Annotated in this window: 22 protein-coding genes; 21 read left to right on the forward strand and 1 reads right to left on the reverse strand. The window is 71.7% G+C overall.

Annotated elements, in window-relative coordinates:
- The first annotated feature begins 155 nt into the window (after positions 1-155).
- The 4 genes from IE140_RS31670 (at position 156) to ffh (ending at position 6,017) form a co-directional block, all read left to right on the forward strand.
- Positions 156-1,508 carry an ammonium transporter gene (locus IE140_RS31670; RefSeq protein WP_093442724.1) on the forward strand — a complete coding sequence of 451 codons (1,353 nt, stop codon included), beginning with the start codon at positions 156-158 and terminating at the stop codon, positions 1,506-1,508.
- Positions 1,505-1,843, forward strand: a complete 339-nt coding sequence (locus IE140_RS31675) for a P-II family nitrogen regulator (protein WP_006127894.1) — start codon at positions 1,505-1,507, stop codon at positions 1,841-1,843. The genes IE140_RS31670 and IE140_RS31675 overlap by 4 nt, the downstream gene beginning before the upstream one ends.
- A gap of 29 nt (positions 1,844-1,872) precedes the next feature.
- On the forward strand, positions 1,873-4,332 hold the full coding sequence (locus IE140_RS31680; RefSeq protein WP_189460916.1) for a [protein-PII] uridylyltransferase: 2,460 nt from the start codon (positions 1,873-1,875) through the stop codon (positions 4,330-4,332).
- 131 nt (positions 4,333-4,463) lie between these two features.
- A complete protein-coding gene (gene ffh / locus IE140_RS31685; RefSeq protein WP_032770120.1) occupies positions 4,464-6,017 on the forward strand; it encodes a signal recognition particle protein in 1,554 nt (517 codons plus the stop codon).
- A 54-nt stretch (positions 6,018-6,071) separates the two neighbouring features.
- Here ffh and IE140_RS31690 read toward each other — a convergent pair whose 3' ends face one another.
- On the reverse strand, positions 6,072-6,956 hold the full coding sequence (locus IE140_RS31690; protein WP_006127897.1) for a methyltransferase domain-containing protein: 885 nt from the start codon (positions 6,954-6,956) through the stop codon (positions 6,072-6,074).
- A gap of 453 nt (positions 6,957-7,409) precedes the next feature.
- Between IE140_RS31690 and IE140_RS31695 the strand changes: the two genes are divergently transcribed.
- The 17 genes from IE140_RS31695 to IE140_RS31775 all read left to right on the forward strand — a co-directional run bounded on the left by IE140_RS31695 (position 7,410) and on the right by IE140_RS31775 (position 20,431).
- Positions 7,410-8,003, forward strand: coding sequence for a hypothetical protein (locus IE140_RS31695; RefSeq protein ID WP_003965961.1), 594 nt, complete (start codon positions 7,410-7,412; stop codon positions 8,001-8,003).
- A 157-nt stretch (positions 8,004-8,160) separates the two neighbouring features.
- Positions 8,161-8,601 (forward strand): 30S ribosomal protein S16, encoded by a 441-nt coding sequence (gene rpsP / locus IE140_RS31700; RefSeq protein ID WP_006127898.1) that lies wholly within the window; start codon positions 8,161-8,163, stop codon positions 8,599-8,601.
- Between the two features lie 2 nt (positions 8,602-8,603).
- A complete protein-coding gene (locus tag IE140_RS31705; protein WP_003965959.1) occupies positions 8,604-8,843 on the forward strand; it encodes an RNA-binding protein in 240 nt (79 codons plus the stop codon).
- 118 nt (positions 8,844-8,961) lie between these two features.
- Complete coding sequence (gene rimM, locus IE140_RS31710; protein WP_150196026.1) at positions 8,962-9,588, forward strand: ribosome maturation factor RimM; 627 nt, start codon at positions 8,962-8,964, stop codon at positions 9,586-9,588.
- Positions 9,588-10,409: a tRNA (guanosine(37)-N1)-methyltransferase TrmD gene (trmD, locus tag IE140_RS31715; RefSeq protein ID WP_109180263.1), complete on the forward strand. Its 822-nt coding sequence runs from the start codon at positions 9,588-9,590 to the stop codon at positions 10,407-10,409. The genes rimM and trmD overlap by 1 nt, the downstream gene beginning before the upstream one ends.
- A 133-nt stretch (positions 10,410-10,542) precedes the next feature.
- Entirely contained in the window at positions 10,543-10,893 is a 351-nt protein-coding gene (gene rplS / locus IE140_RS31720; RefSeq protein WP_006127901.1) for a 50S ribosomal protein L19, read from the forward strand.
- A 66-nt stretch (positions 10,894-10,959) separates the two neighbouring features.
- Positions 10,960-11,730, forward strand: coding sequence for a signal peptidase I (gene lepB / locus IE140_RS31725; RefSeq protein WP_150196024.1), 771 nt, complete (start codon positions 10,960-10,962; stop codon positions 11,728-11,730).
- Entirely contained in the window at positions 11,723-12,799 is a 1,077-nt protein-coding gene (gene lepB, locus IE140_RS31730) for a signal peptidase I (protein ID WP_093442713.1), read from the forward strand. Before lepB (IE140_RS31725) ends, lepB (IE140_RS31730) begins: the two co-directional genes overlap by 8 nt.
- Positions 12,702-13,598, forward strand: a complete 897-nt coding sequence (lepB, locus tag IE140_RS31735; RefSeq protein ID WP_093809692.1) for a signal peptidase I — start codon at positions 12,702-12,704, stop codon at positions 13,596-13,598. The genes lepB (IE140_RS31730) and lepB (IE140_RS31735) overlap by 98 nt, the downstream gene beginning before the upstream one ends.
- 50 nt (positions 13,599-13,648) lie before the next feature.
- On the forward strand, positions 13,649-14,407 hold the full coding sequence (lepB, locus tag IE140_RS31740; RefSeq protein WP_093442708.1) for a signal peptidase I: 759 nt from the start codon (positions 13,649-13,651) through the stop codon (positions 14,405-14,407).
- Positions 14,404-14,892 carry an NUDIX hydrolase gene (locus tag IE140_RS31745; protein ID WP_006127906.1) on the forward strand — a complete coding sequence of 163 codons (489 nt, stop codon included), beginning with the start codon at positions 14,404-14,406 and terminating at the stop codon, positions 14,890-14,892. The genes lepB (IE140_RS31740) and IE140_RS31745 overlap by 4 nt, the downstream gene beginning before the upstream one ends.
- A 64-nt stretch (positions 14,893-14,956) precedes the next feature.
- Positions 14,957-15,265: a DUF2469 domain-containing protein gene (locus IE140_RS31750; RefSeq protein ID WP_003965949.1), complete on the forward strand. Its 309-nt coding sequence runs from the start codon at positions 14,957-14,959 to the stop codon at positions 15,263-15,265.
- A 164-nt stretch (positions 15,266-15,429) separates the two neighbouring features.
- Positions 15,430-15,789 (forward strand): YraN family protein, encoded by a 360-nt coding sequence (locus IE140_RS31755; protein ID WP_150196022.1) that lies wholly within the window; start codon positions 15,430-15,432, stop codon positions 15,787-15,789.
- Positions 15,789-17,411 carry a YifB family Mg chelatase-like AAA ATPase gene (locus IE140_RS31760; RefSeq protein ID WP_189460919.1) on the forward strand — a complete coding sequence of 541 codons (1,623 nt, stop codon included), beginning with the start codon at positions 15,789-15,791 and terminating at the stop codon, positions 17,409-17,411. Before IE140_RS31755 ends, IE140_RS31760 begins: the two co-directional genes overlap by 1 nt.
- Entirely contained in the window at positions 17,294-18,667 is a 1,374-nt protein-coding gene (dprA, locus tag IE140_RS31765) for a DNA-processing protein DprA (protein WP_506417308.1), read from the forward strand. The genes IE140_RS31760 and dprA overlap by 118 nt, the downstream gene beginning before the upstream one ends.
- Positions 18,668-18,921: 254 nt before the next feature.
- Positions 18,922-19,758 (forward strand): RNA polymerase sigma factor WhiG, encoded by an 837-nt coding sequence (gene whiG, locus IE140_RS31770; protein ID WP_073213833.1) that lies wholly within the window; start codon positions 18,922-18,924, stop codon positions 19,756-19,758.
- 115 nt (positions 19,759-19,873) lie between these two features.
- On the forward strand, positions 19,874-20,431 hold the full coding sequence (locus tag IE140_RS31775) for a TetR/AcrR family transcriptional regulator (protein ID WP_006127911.1): 558 nt from the start codon (positions 19,874-19,876) through the stop codon (positions 20,429-20,431).
- Positions 20,432-20,442 lie beyond the last annotated feature (11 nt).

Consider the following 20,442-nt stretch of genomic DNA (forward strand, 5'->3'; position numbering starts at 1 on the left):
GATCCCTCTTCGTCACGCTCGCGAAACATCGTGCGGCATCCCGTGAAACGGCCCTCCGTCAACCTCGTGGCTCATAACCGGCCCGCACCTGTTCCCCAGTGGTCCCGCAGCATTCCCCCGCACGCCGCGGCCGCACCGACGACGAGGAGACGCCGATGCCCCCAGGCATCACGACGCTTGCCGCAGACGCCCCTGAGCTGTCTGCCGCCAACACCGGGTTCATGCTCATCTGCACGGCCCTGGTGATGCTCATGACCCCCGGCCTGGCCTTCTTCTACGGAGGCATGGTCCGCGTCAAGAGCACCCTCAACATGCTGATGATGAGCTTCATCAGCCTCGGGATCGTCACGGTCCTGTGGGTGCTCTACGGATTCAGCCTGGCCTTCGGCTCCGACGTCGGCTCGGTCATCGGCTGGAGCTCCGAGTACGTCGGCCTCAGCGGAATCGGCGTCACCGAACTCTGGGACGGCTACACCATCCCGGTGTACGTCTTCGCCGCCTTCCAGCTGATGTTCGCCGTCCTCACCCCGGCTCTGATCAGCGGTGCGCTCGCCGACCGCGTGAAGTTCACCGCGTGGGCGCTGTTCATCGTCCTCTGGGTCACCGTCGTCTACTTCCCTGTCGCCCACTGGGTCTGGGGCTCCGGCGGCTGGCTCTTCGAGATGGGCGTCATCGACTTCGCCGGTGGTACGGCAGTCCACATCAACGCCGGTGCCGCCGCCCTCGGCGTCATCCTGGTCATCGGCAAGCGCATCGGCTTCAAGAAGGACCCGATGCGGCCGCACAGCCTGCCGCTCGTCATGCTCGGCGCGGCCCTCCTGTGGTTCGGCTGGTTCGGCTTCAACGCCGGATCCTGGCTCGGCAACGACGACGGCGTCGGCGCGGTCATGTTCCTGAACACCCAGGTCGCCACCGCCGCCGCGGTCCTCGGCTGGCTGGTCTACGAGAAGCTGCGCCACGGCTCCTTCACCACCCTCGGCGCCGCCTCCGGCGCGGTCGCCGGCCTCGTCGCCATCACCCCGGCGGGCGGCTCCGTCTCCCCGCTCGGTGCCATCGCGATCGGCGTCATCGCCGGTGTCCTGTGCGCCATGGCGGTCGGCCTGAAGTACAAGTTCGGCTACGACGACTCCCTGGACGTCGTCGGCGTCCACCTCGTCGGCGGCATCATCGGCTCCGTCCTGGTCGGCTTCTTCGCCACCGGAGGCGTCCAGTCCGACGCCGCGGGCCTCTTCTACGGCGGCGGGGTGGAGCAGCTCGGCAAGCAGGTCGTCGGCGTCGTCGCGGTCCTCGCGTACTCTCTCGTCGTCTCCGCGGTCATCGCCCTGGCGATCCACAAGACGATCGGGATGCGGGTCTCCGAGGACGACGAGATCTCCGGCATCGACCAGGTCGAGCACGCCGAGACGGCGTACGACTTCAGCGGCACCGGCGGCGGCTCGGTCTCCCGCACCACCGCTCCCGCCCCCGACACGACGGCAGCACCGAAGGCAAAGAAGGTGGACGCATGAAGCTCATCACCGCGGTCGTGAAGCCCCACCGGCTGGACGAGATCAAGGAGGCCCTCCAGGCCTTCGGCGTCCAGGGGCTCACCGTCACCGAGGCCAGCGGTTACGGGCGGCAGCGCGGCCACACCGAGGTCTACCGGGGCGCCGAGTACACCGTCGACCTGGTCCCCAAGATCCGCATCGAGGTCCTCGTCGAGGACGAGGACGCCGAACAGCTCATCGAGGTCGTCGTCAAGGCCGCCCGTACCGGCAAGATCGGGGACGGCAAGGTCTGGAGCGTTCCGGTCGACACCGCCGTCCGGGTCCGGACCGGCGAACGCGGCCCGGACGCCCTCTGACCGACGGCCCACGAACGGAAGGCAGCTGGGTGACGAGTACCGAAGTGACCACCGAAACCGAAGGCTCGGGACCCAGCGGCTACGCGGCGGCCCGGCTGCGCCTCCTCCAGCAGGAGGCGCGGTCCGGGCCGCCGCGCCGTGCGGCCCTCGCCCGCCTCACCGACGACTGGCTCACCGGCCTGTTCACCGCCGCCGCGACCCGGGCCGGAGTACGCGGCGCCGCCCTCGTCGCCGTCGGCGGCTACGGCCGCGGTGAGCTCTCCCCGCGCAGCGACCTCGACCTGCTCCTCCTGCACGACGGCAGCGCCGACCCGGCCGCCGTCGCCGCCCTCGCCGACGCCGTCTGGTACCCGGTCTGGGACCTGGGCCTGGCCCTCGACCACTCCGTCCGCACCCCCGGCGAAGCCCGGAAGACGGCGGGCGAGGACCTCAAGGTCCAGCTCGGCCTGCTGGACGCCCGCCCGGTCGCCGGAGACCTCGGCCTCGTCGCCGGTCTGCGCACCGCGATCCTCGCCGACTGGCGCAACCAGGCACCCAAACGCCTCCCCGCCCTCCACGAGCTCTGCCAGGAACGCGCGGAGCGGGCCGGCGAGCTCCAGTTCCTCCTGGAACCCGACCTCAAGGAGGCCCGCGGCGGCCTCCGCGACGCCACCGCCCTGCGCGCGGTCGCCGCCTCCTGGGTCGCCGACGCACCCCGTGAAGGACTCGCCGAGGCCCGCCGCACCCTCCTCGACGCCCGCGACGCCCTCCACCTCACCACCGGGCGCGCCACCGACCGCCTCGCCCTCCAGGAACAGGACCAGGTCGCCGCCGCCCTCGGCCTCCTCGACGCCGACACCCTGCTGCGCCAGGTCTACGAGGCCGCGCGGACGGTCTCGTACGCCACCGACGTCACCTGGCGCGAGGTCAACCGGATCCTGCGCGCCCGCTCCGCCCGCCCCAAGCTCCGCGCCCTGCTCAGCGGCGGCCTCGGCGCCAAACCCACCCCCGAGCGCACCCCGCTCGCCGACGGCGTGGTGGAAGCGGACGGCGAAGTGGTCCTCGCCCGCGCCGCCCGCCCCGAACGCGACCCCGCCCTCACCCTGCGCGCCGCCGCGGCCGCCGCCGAGGCCGGACTCCCGCTCTCCCGCCACCTCGTACGCCATCTGGCGGCCACCGCCCGGCCACTGCCGGTCCCCTGGCCCCCCGAGGCCCGCGAGGAACTGGTCACCCTGCTCGGCGCGGGCGAGGCCACCGTCGGCGTCTGGGAGGCGCTCGAAGCGGAAGGGATCGTCACCCGGCTGCTGCCCGACTGGGAACGCGTCCACTGCCGTCCCCAGCGCAACCCCGTCCACACCTGGACCGTCGACCGGCACCTCGTGGAGACCGCCGTCCGCGCCGCCTCCCTCACCCGCCGCGTCCACCGCCCCGACCTCCTCCTGGTCGCGGCCCTCCTGCACGACATCGGCAAGGGCTGGCCCGGCGACCACTCCGTGGCCGGCGAGGTCATCGCCCGGGACATGGCCACCCGGATCGGCTTCGACAAGCACGACGTGGGCGTCATCGCCACCCTCGTACGCCACCACCTGCTGCTCGTCGACACCGCCACCCGGCGCGACCTCGACGACCCCGCCACCGTCCAGGCCGTCGCCGGAGCCGTCTCCAGCGCCTCCACCCTGGAGCTGCTGCACGCCCTCACGGAGGCCGACGCGCTCGCCACCGGCCCCGCCGCCTGGTCCGCCTGGCGCGCCTCCCTCGTCGCCGACCTGGTCAAACGGGTCGGAGCCGTGCTCGCCGGGGAGTTCCCCGACGAACCCGACGACGAGGCCCCCAGCGCCGAGCACGAACGTCTCGCCATCGAGGCCCTGCGCACCGGCGAACCCGTCCTCGCCCTGCACACCCAACCCGAGGAGCCCGCCGGGAACGGCGAAGTGGAACCCGTCGGCGTCGAACTCCTCATCGCCCTGCCCGACCGCCCCGGCGTCCTGCCCGCCGCCGCCGGAGTCCTCGCCCTGCACCGCCTCACCGTGCGCGCCGCCGATCTGCGCGCGGTGGAGCTGCCCAACGAGGTGGGGGAGCGGGCGGACCTGCTGCTGCTCAGCTGGCGGGTCGCCGCCGAGTACGGATCGCTCCCGCAGGCCGCCCGCCTCCGCGCCGACCTCGTACGCGCCCTGGACGGCTCCCTGGACATCCGGGCCCGCCTCGCCGAGCGCGAAGCCGCCTATCCGCGCAGGCGAGGCGTCAAAGCCCCGCCGCCCCGGGTCACCGTGGCCGCCGCGGGCTCCCGGCGCGCCACCGTCATCGAGGTCCGCGCACAGGACGCCCCGGGCCTGCTGCACCGCATCGGCAACGCCCTGGAAGGCAGTGCCGTACGGGTGCGGAGCGCCCATGTCTCCACTCTCGGCGCCAACGCCGTGGACGCCTTCTACGTCACCGGGACCGACGGCGAACCCCTCACCCCGGCCCGGGCCTCCGAGGTCGCCCGGGAGGTCGAGAAGGCCCTCGGCTGACACGTACGACGCATTTGTCCAGCCCTCGCCCGGCACCGGATCCGGGCGAGGGCTTGGTGTTCTCCGGGGGACGGATACCCTGGAGGGCGACTGACCTGCCCCGCCCCCGACCCTGAGGACCGACGAGCGCCGTGTTCGATACTCTCTCCGACCGCCTTAGCGCGACTTTCAAGAACCTCAGGGGCAAGGGCCGCTTGTCCGAGGCCGACATCGACGCCACGGCACGCGAGATCCGTATCGCCCTGCTGGAAGCCGACGTCGCCCTGCCCGTGGTCCGGGCCTTCATCGCCAACATCAAGGAGCGGGCGCGCGGCGTCGAAGTCTCCCAGGCGCTGAACCCCGCCCAGCAGGTCGTCAAGATCGTCAACGAGGAGCTCGTCGCCATCCTCGGCGGCGAGACCCGGCGGCTGCGGTTCGCCAAGACCGCCCCCACCGTCATCATGCTCGCCGGTCTCCAGGGTGCCGGTAAGACGACGCTGGCCGGAAAGCTCGGCCTCTGGCTCAAGGGCCAGGGCCACTCCCCGCTGCTCGTCGCCTGTGACCTCCAGCGCCCCAACGCCGTCAACCAGCTGAGCGTCGTCGCCGAGCGCGCCGGCGTCGCGGTGTACGCCCCCGAGCCGGGCAACGGCGTCGGCGACCCGGTCCAGGTCGCCAAGGACTCCATCGAGTTCGCCAAGGCCAAGGTCCACGACATCGTCATCGTCGACACCGCGGGACGCCTCGGCATCGACCAGGAGCTGATGCAGCAGGCCGCGGACATCCGCGACGCCGTCAGCCCCGACGAGATCCTCTTCGTCGTCGACGCGATGATCGGTCAGGACGCGGTGAACACCGCGGAGGCCTTCCGCGACGGCGTCGGCTTCGACGGCGTGGTCCTCTCCAAGCTCGACGGCGACGCCCGCGGTGGCGCGGCCCTGTCGATCGCCCATGTCACGGGCAAGCAGATCATGTTCGCGTCGAACGGCGAGAAGCTGGAGGACTTCGACGCGTTCCACCCGGACCGGATGGCCTCCCGCATCCTCGACATGGGTGACCTGCTCACCCTGATCGAGCAGGCGGAGAAGACGTTCAGCCAGGAAGAGGCCGCCAAAATGGCCTCGAAGCTCCAGTCGAGCAAGGGTGGGAAGGACTTCACCCTCGACGACTTCCTGGCCCAGATGGAGCAGGTCCGTAAGATGGGCTCCATCTCCAAGCTGCTCGGGATGCTGCCCGGCATGGGGCAGATCAAGGACCAGATCAACAACATCGACGAGCGCGACATCGACCGCACCGCCGCGATCATCAAGTCGATGACGCCCAAGGAGCGCGCCGAGCCGACGATCATCAACGGTTCGCGCCGGGCCCGTATCGCCAAGGGTTCGGGTGTCGAGGTCTCCGCCGTCAAGAGCCTGGTGGAGCGCTTCTTCGAGGCCCGCAAGATGATGTCGAAGATGGCCCAGGGCGGCGGCATGCCCGGGATGCCGGGGATGCCCGGCATGGGCGGCGGCCCCGGCCGGCAGAAGAAGCAGGTCAAGCAGGCCAAGGGCAAGCGCAAGAGCGGCAACCCGATGAAGCGCAAGGCCGAGGAGCAGGCCGCGGCGGCCCGCCGCGAGCAGGCCGCGGCCCAGGGCGGCGCGTTCGGCCTTCCCGCCCAGGACGGCGGCAAGGACTTCGAGCTCCCGGACGAGTTCAAGAAGTTCATGTAGCGCGTACGTGTAAGGGGCGCCCTTGAGAGAGGGCGCCCCTTACACGTACGGCGCTCAGGTCACGCAGACCAAGTAGCGGAAGACGTTCGGCATCCACACCGTGCCGTCCTCCCGCCGGTACGGATGCAGGGCCTCCGCGACCTCCTTCTCCACCTGGGAACGGTCCGTGGCCCGTACGGCGGCGTCGAAGAGTCCGGTGGACAGCAGCCCACGCACGGCACTGCCCACGTCCGCGTAACCGAACGGGCAGGACACCCGCCCCGAACCGTCCGGCTTCAGCCCGGCCCGCGCGGCCACGTCCTCCAGATCGTCCCGGAGCGTCGGCCGCCACCGGCCCGGCTCCGTACGCGGCGGACGTGCGGTGTCCGCCAGCCGGGCGGCCACCCGCAGCACCGCGGCCGTGGCGCAGCGCTCCGGCGGACCCCAGCCGGTCAGCACCACCGCCGCGCCCCGGACGGCCAGCGGCACCGCGGAGCGCAGCGCCGGCACCAGCCCCTCGGAGTCACCGGCCGCGCAGCCGATCGGCTCGAAGACCGTGATCAGGTTGTACGGAGCACCGTCCGCGCCGACCGGCGCGGGACCCCCCTCCGCCACCAGCCGGGCCCGACGGCGGGCCGGATGCGGGGAGTGCGCGGGCGCGTCGTCCCAGCCGGCGTCGGGCAGCAGCCGCGCGCGGGCCAGCGCCAGGCGCTCCCGGTCGGAGTCCACACCCGTGACGTGCGCCCCCCGGGCCGCCGCGACGAGCATCGCGAGGCCCGAACCGCAGCCGAGGGACAGCATCCGGGTGGCGGCCCCGATCTCCATCCGGTCGTACACCGCCTCGTAGAGCGGCGCGAGCATGCGTTCCTGGATCTCGGCCCAGTCGCGTGCGCGGGTACCGGCGTCCGCCGGGGCGGAGGCGTCCGCGCCCAGCTGGTTCCGGACGAGCGTTGGTGTCATGGAAAGTGCCCCAATCCGCCAAGAGGTCGGTCGTGCCCGAGTGGACGTCCCCCGTGTGCGAGTGTTCCGCACCCCCGTAGCCAGAGAACTGCTCATCCGCCGTTCCGTCCAGGGGTTGTGGAGCAGTGCTTGCGTGCCCCGGTCGTGCGCCCCGTCCCATGTCTGCTCTCCGACCAGTCTTACCCGACACCCCGCGCCGGGCACGTCGAGCGGAGAGGGGGGTAGTGTTCCGGGCGGATCCGTCAGCCCCGCGCGCCGCCCGCGCACCTGACATCCGCGGCCGCCGGGCGTACCGCACGCTGTGCACCACCTTGGTGCGAGCTGTGCGTCTTCTCCGCAGTTCTGCGTACCCGCCCTCGTCCGGACGCATCAACGGCAACTGACTGGTACGTGCAAATTATTTGGGATGCCCCGGAATAGGAACACCACGGCACTCGGGCTCGTTGTCACGACGTGAGCACGACACCACCTGTACTTGCCGCAGAGCTGGCACAGGCGTGGGCCGACATTCAGCGGTACCACCCCGAGCTGCCCGATCTTGCCGCGCCCGAGTCCCTGATCGGAGAGTCCTCGTCCGCCTGTGGCGCCGAGCTCTCCTTCGAGCGACTGCTCCACGAGGCAGTCCACGGCATCGCCGCCGCGAGAGGAGTCCGAGACACCTCCCGCGCCGGCCGCTACCACAACCGACGCTTCCTCGCGATCGCCGAGGAGCTGGGCCTCGATCATGCCGAGGAACCCCACCCCAGCAGCGGATTCTCCCTGGTCACGCTGAATCCGGAAGCCAAGCGCCGGTACCGTCCGACCACCGAACGGCTGCAGCGCGCCCTCAAGGCGCACACCGTCGCCACCGCCGCCGACACCAAGCGCTCCTTCCGCGGACCTGCCGCCCGGCACGGTTCCTCCGGAGGCGGCGTGCGGGTCAAGGCCGTCTGCGACTGCGGACGCAACGTCCGCGTCGTCCCGTCGGTCCTGGCGCAGGCGCCGATCGTCTGCGGCGGCTGCGGCAAGCCGTTCCGGATCCCGGAAGCGGCGGTCGCGGTGGGGTGAGCCGATGTGGTGTGGCACAATGGCTAGCTGTACTCGACAGTCGCACAGGACCCCTCTCTCCTCCGGCTGACGCGTCCATCGGGCACACGAGTACCGCAACCCCACGTGGCATCTTCGTTGTGCCCAACCACGTCAGAGACCAGGAGACACCACTTCCGTGGCAGTCAAGATCAAGCTGAAGCGTCTGGGCAAGATCCGTTCGCCTCACTACCGCATCGTCGTCGCCGACTCCCGTACCCGCCGTGACGGCCGGGCCATCGAGGAGATCGGCCTGTACCACCCGGTGCAGAACCCCTCGCGCATCGAGGTCAACTCGGAGCGCGCGCAGTACTGGCTGTCCGTCGGCGCCCAGCCGACCGAGCCGGTTCTCGCGATCCTGAAGCTCACCGGTGACTGGCAGGCCCACAAGGGTCTCCCGGCCCCCGCGCCGCTGCTGCAGCCGGAGCCCAAGGCTGACAAGCGCGCGCTGTTCGAGGCGCTGTCCGCGGACGGCGACGAGGCCAAGGGTGAGGCCATCACCCCCAAGGCCAAGAAGTCCGACAAGAAGGCGGACGAGGCGGCTGACGCTGCCGAGTCCACCGAGTCGACCGAGGCCTGAGCATGCTCGAGGAGGCTCTCGAGCACCTCGTGAAGGGCATCGTCGACAACCCCGACGACGTGCAGGTTGCCGAGCGCACCCTGCGTCGCGGGCGCGTGCTGGAGGTCCGGGTCCACCCCGACGACCTCGGCAAGGTGATCGGCCGCAACGGCCGCACCGCTCGCGCCCTGCGTACGGTCGTGGGTGCCATCGGCGGCCGCGGTATCCGCGTCGACCTCGTCGATGTGGACCAGGTTCGCTGATCAGCGAGTTGAACACCGGCCAGGGCCGGGGAGGGCCTTCGGGCCGTCCCCGGCCTTTGTCGTCGGCCACCCGGACGTCTCCACCTCCACGTCCGCACCCCATCAATCGGAGAACAGCGTGCAGTTGGTAGTCGCGCGGATCGGCCGCGCCCACGGCATCAAGGGCGAGGTCACCGTCGAGGTACGAACGGACGAGCCGGAGCTGCGGCTCGGCCCCGGCGCCGTCCTGGCCACCGAACCGGCGGCGACGGGTCCGCTGACGGTCGAGGCGGGCCGGGTGCACAGCGGCCGGCTCCTGCTGCGCTTCGAGGGCGTACGCGACCGCACCGCCGCCGAGGCCCTCCGTAACACCCTCCTGATCGCCGAGGTGGACCCGGACGAACTGCCCGAGGAGGAGGACGAGTTCTACGACCACCAGCTGATCGACCTCGACGTGGTGCTCGCCGACGGCACCGAGATCGGCCGGATCACCGAGATCTCTCATCTTCCCTCGCAGGACCTGTTCATCGTGGAGCGCCCCGACGGCAGCGAGGTGATGATCCCCTTCGTCGAGGAGATCGTCACCGAGATCGACCTGGAGGAACAGCGCGCGGTCATCACCCCGCCGCCCGGTCTGATCGACGAGAGCGAGGCCGTGATCGCCTCCTCCCGCGACGAGGAGACCGGCGAGGCGGCCTCCGGTGACTCGGCTTCCGGCGACGCGACCTCCGAGGACGCGGGCGAGACGCCGAAGGGCGACGCCTGATGCGGCTCGATGTCGTCACGATCTTCCCGGAGTACCTGGAACCGCTGAACGTCTCCCTCGTCGGCAAGGCCCGCGCCCGCGGCGTGCTGGACGTCCACGTACACGACCTGCGGCAGTGGACGTACGACCGGCACAACACGGTCGACGACACCCCCTACGGCGGCGGACCCGGCATGGTCATGAAGACCGAGCCCTGGGGTGACGCCCTGGACGCGTCCCTGGCCGACGGCTACGAGGCCGGGGCGCACTCCCCGGTCCTCGTCGTGCCCACGCCCAGCGGCCGGCCGTTCACCCAGGAACTGGCCGTCGAACTCTCCGCCGAGCCCTGGCTGCTCTTCACCCCGGCCCGGTACGAGGGCATCGACCGCCGGGTGATCGACGAGTACGCCACCCGGCTCAGGGTCGTCGAGGTCTCCATCGGGGACTACGTGCTGGCCGGCGGGGAAGCGGCCGTCCTGGTGATCACGGAGGCGGTGGCCCGGCTGCTGCCCGGTGTCCTCGGCAACGCCGAATCCCACCGGGACGACTCCTTCGCCCCGGGCGCGATGGCCAATCTCCTGGAGGGCCCCGCCTACACGAAGCCGCCCGAGTGGCGCGGCCGGTCCATCCCGGACGTCCTGCTCAGCGGCCACCACGGGAAGATCGCGCGCTGGCGGCGGGACCAGGCCTTCGCCCGTACCGCCCTCAACCGACCCGATCTGATCGAGCGGTGCGAGGCGAGCGCCTTCGACAAGAAGGACCGCGAGATCCTCTCCATCCTCGGCTTCGCACCGGAGCCCGGCGGCCGATTTTGGCGCAGGCCCACCGCCGTGGAAGAATAGGACGCTGCTGTACGTCCGGAGTGCGCCCCTGCCACAGGGGGAAAGACGCCCGCCCGACGCGATCAGCACACCGAAAACTCCTCAACGACATTTCCGTCGATGACCTGTGGCATCGGCGAAGAAAGCAGAAACCATGGCTTCCCTGCTCGATGACGTCAATGCCGCCACCCTGCGGTCGGACGTCCCGGCGTTCCGCCCCGGTGACACCGTCAACGTCCACGTGCGCGTGATCGAGGGCAACCGCTCCCGTATCCAGCAGTTCAAGGGTGTTGTCATCCGCCGCCAGGGCGCGGGCGTCAGCGAGACCTTCACGGTCCGCAAGGTCTCGTTCTCCGTCGGCGTCGAGCGCACCTTCCCGGTGCACAGCCCGATCTTCGAGAAGATCGAGCTCGTCACCCGCGGTGACGTCCGCCGCGCCAAGCTGTACTTCCTCCGTGAGCTGCGCGGCAAGGCCGCGAAGATCAAGGAGAAGCGCGACAACTGAGCTGTCGCCCGGTCATCCCCCTGCGGGTGACCCGTCCACAGCCTGGCCGGATAAGCTTCGGCCGCGATGGACACGCAAGCACAGCACTCGGAGCGCGACCGCTCCTCGGAACCCGACGCGGGGTCCGGGGAGGGGTCGCGCTTTTCGCGTACGCGGGCCCGTGTCGCCTCCGTACTGTCCTGGCGGCGGGTGCTCGCCGGGGCGATCCTGGCCACCGTCGCCCTGCTGCTGTTCAGCTCGTACGTCGTCCAGCCCTTCCTGGTCCCCAGCGGCTCGATGGAGCCGACGCTGCAGGTCGGCGACCGGGTGCTCGTGAACAAGCTGGCGTACCGCTTCGGTGCCGAGCCGCAGCGTGGCGACGTGGTGGTCTTCGACGGCACGGGATCGTTCGTACGGGAGGACCTCGACGCGAACCCGCTGGCCGGGCTGGTGCGCGGGGCGGCGGCCTCCCTCGGGCTCGCGGAGCCCGCCGACACCGACTTCGTGAAGCGGGTGGTGGGCGTGGGCGGCGACCGGGTCGTGTGCTGCGACAAGCAGGGGAGGCTCGCGGTCAACGGCACCGTGGTGGACGAGCCCTATCTGTACCCCGGTGACACCGCTTCCCGGGTGCCCTTCGACATCGTCGTGTCCGCCGGCACCCTCTGGATGATGGGCGACCACCGCAGCCGCTCCAGCGACTCCCGGGACCGCCTCGGATCGCCCGGCGGCGGGATGGTGCCCGTCGAGCGGGTGACCGGCCGGGTGGACTGGCTGGGCTGGCCGCCCGCCCGGGTCGGCCCGCTCACCGGGACCGGCGCCTTCGGCGACGTACGGGCACCTGGCGCGGCGCATGGGTAACCGCGGACGCCCGCGCGGCGCGACCGACCCCCGCGCGTCCCTGCCGACCGGGACCAGGCCGACCGCGCCGCGCTCGCTGCCCACCCGGGCGGAGCGCCGCAGGCTCGCCAACAAGGTCCGGCGCAAGCGCCGCAGGTCCGCGGTGAAGGAGATACCCGTCCTCGTCGTCGTGGCGCTGCTGATCGCGCTCGTCCTGAAGACGTTCCTGGTCCAGGCGTTCGTCATCCCGTCCGGGTCGATGGAACAGACCATCCGGATCGGCGACCGGGTGCTCGTCGACAAGCTGACCCCGTGGTTCGGGTCCAAGCCGCAGCGCGGCGACGTCGTGGTCTTCAAGGACCCCGGCGGCTGGCTCCAGCAGGAGAACCCCGGCCAGAAGGACGACGCGCCGATCGGCGTCAAGCAGGCCACCGAACTGCTGACCTTCATCGGACTGCTGCCGTCCGACGACGAGCAGGACCTGATCAAACGGGTCATCGCGGTCGGCGGCGACACCGTGAAGTGCTGCGGCGAGGACGGCCGGGTCACCGTCAACGGCGTACCGCTGGCCGAGACGTACCTCCACCCCGACGACCGGCCCTCGACCATCTCGTTCGAGGTGAAGGTCCCCGAAGGCCGGCTCTTCGTGATGGGGGATCACCGCTCCGACTCCGCCGACTCCCGCTTCCACCTCGACGAACCCGACCGGGGCACGGTCGCCGAGGAGGAGGTCGTGGGGCGGGCCGTCGTGATCGCCTGGCCGTTCGGACACTGGAGCACCCTGGAGGAGCGCGACGCCTTCCGCGCGGTCCCGGACTCGCGCGCATCGAAGGCGGCGGCCGGGGCACCGTCGAATAGTGTGGCACCTCCGGATCGCGACGGAATGATCCGGCTCCCGACCCCTGCGGAACTCCCGCTCGTTATGGGAGTGGTGGGCCTGCGTCTGATGGGGCGCGGGCAGTGGCACGTATTGAGGAGTGGATGTGGGGGATTTGGCGGTCGGCGCACGATCCGGACACGACGAACCCGAGGACCGGCCGGAGCGCGACGAGTCTCCCGCGGGCGGGGCGGCGGTCCCGCCGGAGGGTGAGGGCGACGCCCCGGGCGGCGGTGAGCCCCCGAAGGCCAAGAAGCAGCGCTCCTTCTGGGTGGAGCTGCCGCTGCTCATCGGTATCGCTCTGATCCTGGCGCTGCTGATCAAGACATTCCTGGTCCAGGCGTTCTCGATCCCCTCGGACTCCATGCAGAACACGCTGCAGCGGGGCGACCGGGTGCTGGTCGACAAGCTGACCCCGTGGTTCGGCTCGGAGCCGGAGCGCGGCGAGGTCGTGGTGTTCCACGACCCGGGCGGCTGGCTGGAGGACACCGCGACCCCGGAGCCCAACGCGGTGCAGAAGTTCCTGAGCTTCATCGGCCTGATGCCGTCCTCCGAGGAGAAGGACCTGATCAAGCGGGTCGTCGCGGTCGGCGGCGACACCGTGGAGTGCAAGGAGAACGGCCCGGTCACGGTCAACGGGAAGAGCCTGGACGAGAAGTCGTTCATCTTCCCGGGGAACACCCCGTGCAACGACAAGCCCTTCGGCCCGATCAAGGTGCCCGAGGGCCGGATCTTCGTCATGGGCGACCACCGGCAGAACTCCCTGGACTCGCGCTACCACCAGGAGCTCCCGGGACAGGGCACGGTCTCCAACGACGAAGTCGTCGGCCGCGCCATCGTCGTCGCCTGGCCGCTGGGCCGCTGGGCGACCCTTCCGGTCCCCGACACCTTCGACCAGCCCGGGCTGAACACGGCCGTCGCGATGGCGCCGGCGGCACTGGGCGTAGCCGGAGCGGTGCCCCTCGTGTTGTGGCGCCGCCGGAGGCTGACCGCCCGGCGTACCGCCGGGTAGGGTGCCGACTCGGATCAGCGATTGTCGATCTCCGACGGGGGAGCGCTGGGATGAGCGGTACAGGAAGCAGGAAAGACGGCCGCGGCCGGCTCGGCGCCATGGTGTCGGGCCTCGCCGTGGCCGTCGGCTGTGTGCTCTTCCTCGGCGGTTTCGCCTGGGCGGCGGTGGTCTACCAGCCGTACACGATCCCGACCGACTCCATGGCCCCGACGATGAAACCCGGCGACCGGGTGCTCGCCGAGCGGATAGACGGGGCCGACGTCCGGCGCGGTGACGTGGTGGTCTTCACCGACGAGGTCTGGGCCGCCACACCGATGGTGAAGCGCGTCGTCGGGATCGGCGGCGACAAGGTGGCCTGCTGCGACAAGGACGGCCGCCTCACCGTCAACGGGACCCCCGTCGACGAGCCGTACGTCGAGCAGGATCCGACGGCCGCCGGCGGCAAGGCGGCCCCCGCCTCGCCCCAGGAGTTCTCCGCCACCGTGCCGCGGGGCAAGATCTTCCTCCTCGGCGACGAACGGGCCACCTCCCTCGACTCCCGGGTCCACCTCCAGGAGGCCGGCCAGGGCTCCGTACCGCTGAGCGCCGTCCAGGCCCGGGTGGACGCGGTGGCCTGGCCGATGAACGGCATGATCGACCGGCCCTCCTCCTTCGCCGCGCTGCCCGGCGGGGTGTCCGCCGCCGGGCCCCTGCCGCTCCAGCTGGGAGCGATCCTGGTGGGCGTCGCCCTGATCCTCGGCGGGGCGGTGTACGGGCCCGTGGCGGCGCGCCTGGGCCGCCGGAAGGCGCCTGCCGGAGGGGCCCGGTGACCTCCGGAGCCCGTAAGGTCGCCCGCGTGGTCCTGCTGGACCCCGACGACCGCGTCCTGCTGCTGCACGGCCATGAGCCGGACGATCCGGCCGACACCTGGTGGTTCACCCCGGGCGGCGGCCTGGAGGGCGACGAGACCCGGGAGCAGGCGGCCCGCCGGGAGCTGGCCGAGGAGACCGGGATCACGGACATCGAGCTGGGCCCGCTCCTCTGGACCCGGATCTGCTCCTTCCCGTTCGACGGGCGGCGCTGGGACCAGGACGAGTGGTACTACCTGGCCCGTACGAAGCAGACCGCCACCGCCCCGCAGGGCCTCACCGACCTGGAACTGCGCAGCGTCGCCGGTCTGAGGTGGTGGACTTCCGCCGAACTGCTCGCGACGCGTGAGACGGTGTACCCGACCAGACTCGCCGAGCTGCTGCGCACGCTCCTCGACGAGGGTCCCCCGCGTGATCCGATGGTTCTGGCCCCCGAAATCGTCTAATCGTCCAGGGGTGCCGAAGGCTGACGCACAATGGGGGCACGCACGGCTGAAGGGGAAACATGCCATGAGCGCCGAGGACCTCGAGAAGTACGAGACCGAGATGGAGCTGAAGCTCTACCGGGAGTACCGCGATGTCGTCGGTCTGTTCAAATATGTGATCGAGACCGAACGGCGCTTCTACCTCACCAACGACTACGAGATGCAGGTGCACTCCGTCCAGGGTGAGGTTTTCTTCGAGGTGTCCATGGCGGACGCCTGGGTCTGGGACATGTACCGGCCTGCCAGGTTCGTCAAGCAGGTCCGCGTGCTGACCTTCAAGGACGTCAACATCGAAGAGCTCAACAAGAGCGATCTGGAACTTCCGGGAGGCTGACCCCCGCGCGGCCCCATGGAGCCGGGGCCGCCGACACGCGCGCTGCAAGGAATAGCCCGGTCACCCGTGTGGGTGGCCGGGTTTTCCACATCCGCGGAGTTGTCCACCAAGATCCACATCTTTCGGCGGGCCGGGTCACAGTCGGTGCCGGAGGTGGTGCCGATATGAACGCACGGGGGGCACTCGGGCGGTACGGCGAGGATCTGGCGGCGCGGCTGCTGACGGACGCCGGGATGACGGTGGTCGGGCGGAACTGGCGCTGTCGCGCCGGCGAGGTCGACATCGTGGCCAGGGACGGGGACGCGCTGGTCTTCTGCGAGGTGAAGACCCGCAGGTCGGACGCGTTCGAACACCCGATGGCCGCGGTCGGCCCGGTCAAGGCGGACCGGCTGCGACGGCTCGCCGGGATCTGGCTGGAGCGGCACGGCGGGCCGCCGCCCGGCGGGGTCCGCATCGATCTGGTCGGGGTGATCGTGCCCCGGCGCGGGGCCCCGGTCACGGAGCACGCCCGGGGGGTGTCCTGATGGGCTTCGCACGCGCGTGTTCCGTGGCGCTGGTCGGCGTCGAGGGTGTGGTGGTGGAGGTCCAGGCGGACCTGGAGCCGGGGGTGGCGGCCTTCACCCTGGTCGGGCTGCCGGACAAGAGCCTGGTGGAGAGCCGGGACCGGGTGCGGGCGGCCGTCGTGAACTCCGGGGCCGAGTGGCCGCAGAAGAAGCTCACGGTCGGGCTCTCCCCGGCCTCCGTCCCGAAGAGCGGTTCGGGTTTCGATCTCGCTGTGGCGTGCGCGGTGCTCGGTGCGGCGGAGCGGATCGACCCCGCGATGGTCGCCGATGTGGTGATGATCGGCGAACTGGGCCTGGACGGCCGGGTGCGTCCGGTACGGGGCGTGCTGCCCGCGGTCCTCGCGGCGGCCGAAGCGGGGTACGAGCAGGTCGTCGTCCCCGAGCAGACGGCCGGGGAGGCGGCCCTGGTGCCGGGGGTCTCGGTCCTCGGCGTCCGGAGCCTGCGCCAGCTCATCGCCGTCCTGTGCGACGAACCGGTGCCCGAGGAACCCGCCGACGGCCAGGGGCGCCCCGACGCCATGCTTGCCGGGCTCATGATCTCCGGCACCGGCCTCGGTACGGGGCTCGCACCGGCCGCCGCGCGGGGCGACGGGCACCGGCCGGACCTGGCGGACGTCGCGGGGCAACTGCGCCCGCGCCTGGCGCTGGAGGTGGCCGCGGCCGGCGGACACCACTTACTCCTCTCGGGCCCGCCGGGCGCGGGCAAGACCATGCTGGCCGAGCGACTGCCCGCGGTCCTGCCGCCGCTGACCCGGCAGGAATCCCTCGAAGTGACGGCGGTCCACTCCGTGGCGGGCATCCTCCCCCCGGGTGAACCGCTCGTCTCCCGGGCGCCCTACTGCGCCCCGCACCACTCGGCGACCATGCAGTCCCTGGTGGGCGGCGGCAACGGAATCCCCAGGCCGGGCGCGGTCTCGCTGGCCCACCGGGGCGTGCTCTTCCTCGATGAGGCCCCCGAGTTCTCGGGCAAGGCCCTGGACGCGCTGCGCCAGCCGCTGGAGTCGGGCCATGTGGTGGTCGCGCGGGCGGCGGGGGTGGTGCGGCTGCCCGCCCGGTTCCTGATGGTCCTGGCGGCCAATCCGTGCCCCTGCGGCCGTCATACGCTCACGGGCGCGGGCTGCGAGTGCCCGCCCTCGGTGGTCCGCCGCTACCAGGCGCGGCTGTCCGGCCCCCTGCTCGACCGGGTGGACCTGCGGGTCGAGGTGGAGCCGGTCGACCGCGCGGACCTCCTGGGTCGGGGCGGCCGGGGCGAGTCGACGGAGGCCGTCGCCGCCCGGGTGCGGGACGCCAGGGCCAGGGCGGCCGAGCGGCTGGCCGGCACCCCGTGGACCACGAACAGCGAGGTCTCGGGCCACGAGCTGCGGACCCGCCTGCTCGTGGCCCCGGGGGCGCTGGTGGCGGCGGAACGGGACCTGGAACGCGGCATCCTCACGGCGCGCGGCCTGGACCGGGTGCTGAGGGTGGCCTGGACAGTGGCGGACCTGCGCGGCGCCGACCGCCCGGACGCCTCGGACGTCGCGGTCGCCCTGGAGCTGCGGACGGGCATCCAGCGCGGGGTGCCGATGGGGGTGGGGGAGCGGTGACCGGCGTGACGGGGGAGCGGGAGCACGGCCTCTTCCCGGCACATGGCCCCGGCCGGGAGCGTGACGGGGGCCGGGGTCGCGGACCGGAGTCGAGGGGCCAGGAGCGCGAGGCTCAGCGGTTGGCCAGGGCCGCGTTGACGCGGGTGCTGGAGCCGGGGGACGAGCGTGCCGGGCGGTGGCTGCGGCTCACCGGTCCGGTCGAGCTGATACGGAGGCTCACCGTCGAGGACGGCTCCGCCGAGAGGCTGCCGGGCATGACCGCCGCCCGTCTCGGGGGCTACCGGCTGCGGGCGGCCGCCGCGGAGCCGAGGCGGGACCTGGCCGCGGTCGAAGAGGTGGGCGGGCGCTTCGTCTGCCCGGGCGACCGGGAGTGGCCGAGCCAGCTGGACGACCTCGGCGACGCCCGGCCCGTCGGGCTCTGGGTGCGGGGGCGGCCCGACCTGCGGCTGTGGTCCCTGCGCTCGGTCGCGGTGGTCGGCGCCAGGGCCTGCACCCCGTACGGGGCGCACATGGCGGCCACCCTCGGCTCCGGGCTCGCCGAACGCGGCTGGGTGGTGGTGTCGGGGGCGGCGTTCGGAGTGGACGGGGCCGCCCATCGGGGTGCGCTCGCCGCGGGCGGGGCGACGACGGCGGTGCTGGCGTGCGGTGTCGACGTACCCTACCCGCGCGGGCACGCCGAGTTGCTCGGACGCATGGCCGAACAAGGGCTCGTCGTCGCCGAGTTACCGCCGTCCGCCCACCCCACCCGCAGCCGGTTCATCCTGCGCAACCGCGTCATCGCGGCGCTGACCAGGGGCACGGTCGTGGTCGAGGCCGAATACCGTAGCGGTTCGCTGGTCACCGCCCGCCAGGCACAACGGCTCGGCCGCTTCTCGATGGGAGTGCCCGGGCCGGCCACCAGTGGGCTTTCGGCAGGGGTGCACGAACTGTTGCGCGGCGAGGGCGTGCTCGTCACCGACGCGGACGAGGTCGTCGAACTGGTCGGGGACATCGGCGACCTCCCGCCGGTCCGCCGCGGCCCCGTGCTGCCCAGGGACCACCTGGACGCGGTCACCGCACGGGTCCTCGACGCGCTCCCGTACCACGGGGTCACCCACCCCCGTGACCTCGCACGCACCGCGGGGATCTCGGCCGACGAAACGCTCGGTCGACTGTACGAACTCCACTCACTGGGGTTCGTCGAACGCGAAGGCGACGGCTGGCGGTTGACGCTTCCTTCGGCACGCAACGACGACGCGCGGCGAGGCGGTACTTGACCTGGAGCATTCGGGTGAAAAGGTAAGGCCGGTGACCTCGCACGATCGATCGGTGACCTGTCCGGGACCCGCGCCAACGGCGACGGCCCCGGTCCCGGGCGGGCGCGGACGACGCAAGGGGCGACAGGCAATCGCGCGGCGGGGAACTCCCGTCCTGCGCGGACTGCGACGCCGCAGTCACGCTACGCTCACAAGGATTCCGCTTCAGACACAAGTCCCCCAGCACTTCACGGCAGAACGGCTCAAGGCACCACATGCCCCAGCACACCTCCGGGTCTGACCGCGCGGCGAAACCACCGGTTGCGCGTGGCACTGTGCGCCCTCCCGCCCCCTCCTCCCTCGACGAATTGTGGCGTTCCTACAAGGCCACGGGCGACGAGCGGCTGCGGGAGCAGCTGATCCTGCACTACTCGCCGCTCGTGAAGTACGTCGCGGGCCGGGTGAGCGTGGGGCTGCCCTCCAACGTCGAGCAGGCCGATTTCGTCTCCTCCGGGGTCTTCGGGCTGATCGACGCCATCGAGAAGTTCGACATCGAACGGGCCATCAAGTTCGAGACGTACGCGATCACCCGGATCCGCGGCGCGATGATCGACGAACTCCGGGCCCTGGACTGGATCCCCCGGTCCGTCCGGCAGAAGGCGCGAAACGTGGAGCGCGCGTACGCCACGCTGGAGGCACAGTTCCGGCGTACGCCCTCGGAGGCCGAGGTCGCCTCGGAGATGGGCATCGCACTGGAGGAACTGCACGCCGTTTTCAGCCAGTTGTCGCTGGCCAATGTGGTCGCCCTGGAGGAGCTGCTGCACGTCGGCGGCGAGGGCGGCGACCGGCTGAGCCTGATGGACACCCTGGAGGACACCGCCGCCGACAATCCGGTGGAGGTCGCCGAGGACCGCGAGCTGCGAAGACTCCTCGCGCGGGCCATCAACACCCTCCCCGACCGCGAGAAGACCGTGGTGACCCTCTACTACTACGAGGGCCTCACCCTCGCGGAGATCGGCAACGTCCTCGGGGTGACCGAGAGCCGGGTCAGCCAGATCCACACCAAGTCCGTGCTCCAGCTCCGGGCGAAGCTGGCCGACGCGGGCCGCTGACCCCCGGCGGTATCCCCTTTCCGGCCCTCCCCGGCCGCCCGATCGGTGGCTGTGCCCTTCCTCCACGCGCCTGCCGCCGTAGAGTGGATGCGTGCCCAGGATTCGAGCGGCCTCCGTGGCCGAGCACCGGACCATGCAGCGCGGCGCCCTCCTGGACGCCGCGCGCTCCCTGCTGTCCGAGGGCGGTACGGAGGCATTGACCTTCCCCGCACTCGCCGAGCGCACGGGCCTCGCGCGGTCCTCCGTGTACGAGTACTTCCGCTCCCGTGCCGCCGTCGTCGAGGAGCTGTGCGCCGTCGACTTCCCCGTCTGGGCGGCCGAGGTCGAGAACGCCATGCAGCGCGCCGAGACGCCCGAGGCGAAGATCGAGGCGTATGTGCGCCGGCAGCTCGACCTCGTCGGGGACCGCCGCCACCGCGCGGTCGTCGCGATCTCCGCGAGCGAGCTGGACGCCGGCGCCCGGGAGAAGATCCGGGCCGCGCACGGCGGGCTCATCACCATGATCGTCGAAGCGCTCGGCGACCTGGGCCACACCCAGCCGAGGCTGGCCGCCATGCTCCTGCAGGGGTCGGTCGACGCCGCCGTACGACGGATCGAACTGGGCGTCGCCGAGGAGCCGGGTGTCATCGCGGACACCGCCGTGGCGATGGTCCTGCGCGGTGTGAGCGGCTGACCCGCACCTGC

Source organism: Streptomyces parvus (assembly GCF_014648875.1).
GTDB classification, from domain to species: Bacteria; Actinomycetota; Actinomycetes; order Streptomycetales; family Streptomycetaceae; genus Streptomyces; species Streptomyces parvus.

Bases quoted from the DNA above. Each gene is read 5' to 3' on its own strand.
- IE140_RS31670 (WP_093442724.1), top strand. From the start codon at position 156: ATGCCCCCAGGCATCACGACGCTTGCCGCAGACGCCCCTGAGCTGTCT.
- IE140_RS31675 (WP_006127894.1), top strand. From the start codon at position 1,505: ATGAAGCTCATCACCGCGGTCGTGAAGCCCCACCGGCTGGACGAGATC.
- IE140_RS31690 (WP_006127897.1), bottom strand. From the start codon at position 6,956: ATGACACCAACGCTCGTCCGGAACCAGCTGGGCGCGGACGCCTCCGCC.
- IE140_RS31705 (WP_003965959.1), top strand. From the start codon at position 8,604: ATGCTCGAGGAGGCTCTCGAGCACCTCGTGAAGGGCATCGTCGACAAC.
- trmD (WP_109180263.1), top strand. From the start codon at position 9,588: ATGCGGCTCGATGTCGTCACGATCTTCCCGGAGTACCTGGAACCGCTG.
- rplS (WP_006127901.1), top strand. From the start codon at position 10,543: ATGGCTTCCCTGCTCGATGACGTCAATGCCGCCACCCTGCGGTCGGAC.
- lepB (WP_150196024.1), top strand. From the start codon at position 10,960: ATGGACACGCAAGCACAGCACTCGGAGCGCGACCGCTCCTCGGAACCC.
- lepB (WP_093442713.1), top strand. From the start codon at position 11,723: ATGGGTAACCGCGGACGCCCGCGCGGCGCGACCGACCCCCGCGCGTCC.
- lepB (WP_093442708.1), top strand. From the start codon at position 13,649: ATGAGCGGTACAGGAAGCAGGAAAGACGGCCGCGGCCGGCTCGGCGCC.
- IE140_RS31750 (WP_003965949.1), top strand. From the start codon at position 14,957: ATGAGCGCCGAGGACCTCGAGAAGTACGAGACCGAGATGGAGCTGAAG.
- IE140_RS31755 (WP_150196022.1), top strand. From the start codon at position 15,430: ATGAACGCACGGGGGGCACTCGGGCGGTACGGCGAGGATCTGGCGGCG.
- IE140_RS31760 (WP_189460919.1), top strand. From the start codon at position 15,789: ATGGGCTTCGCACGCGCGTGTTCCGTGGCGCTGGTCGGCGTCGAGGGT.
- whiG (WP_073213833.1), top strand. From the start codon at position 18,922: ATGCCCCAGCACACCTCCGGGTCTGACCGCGCGGCGAAACCACCGGTT.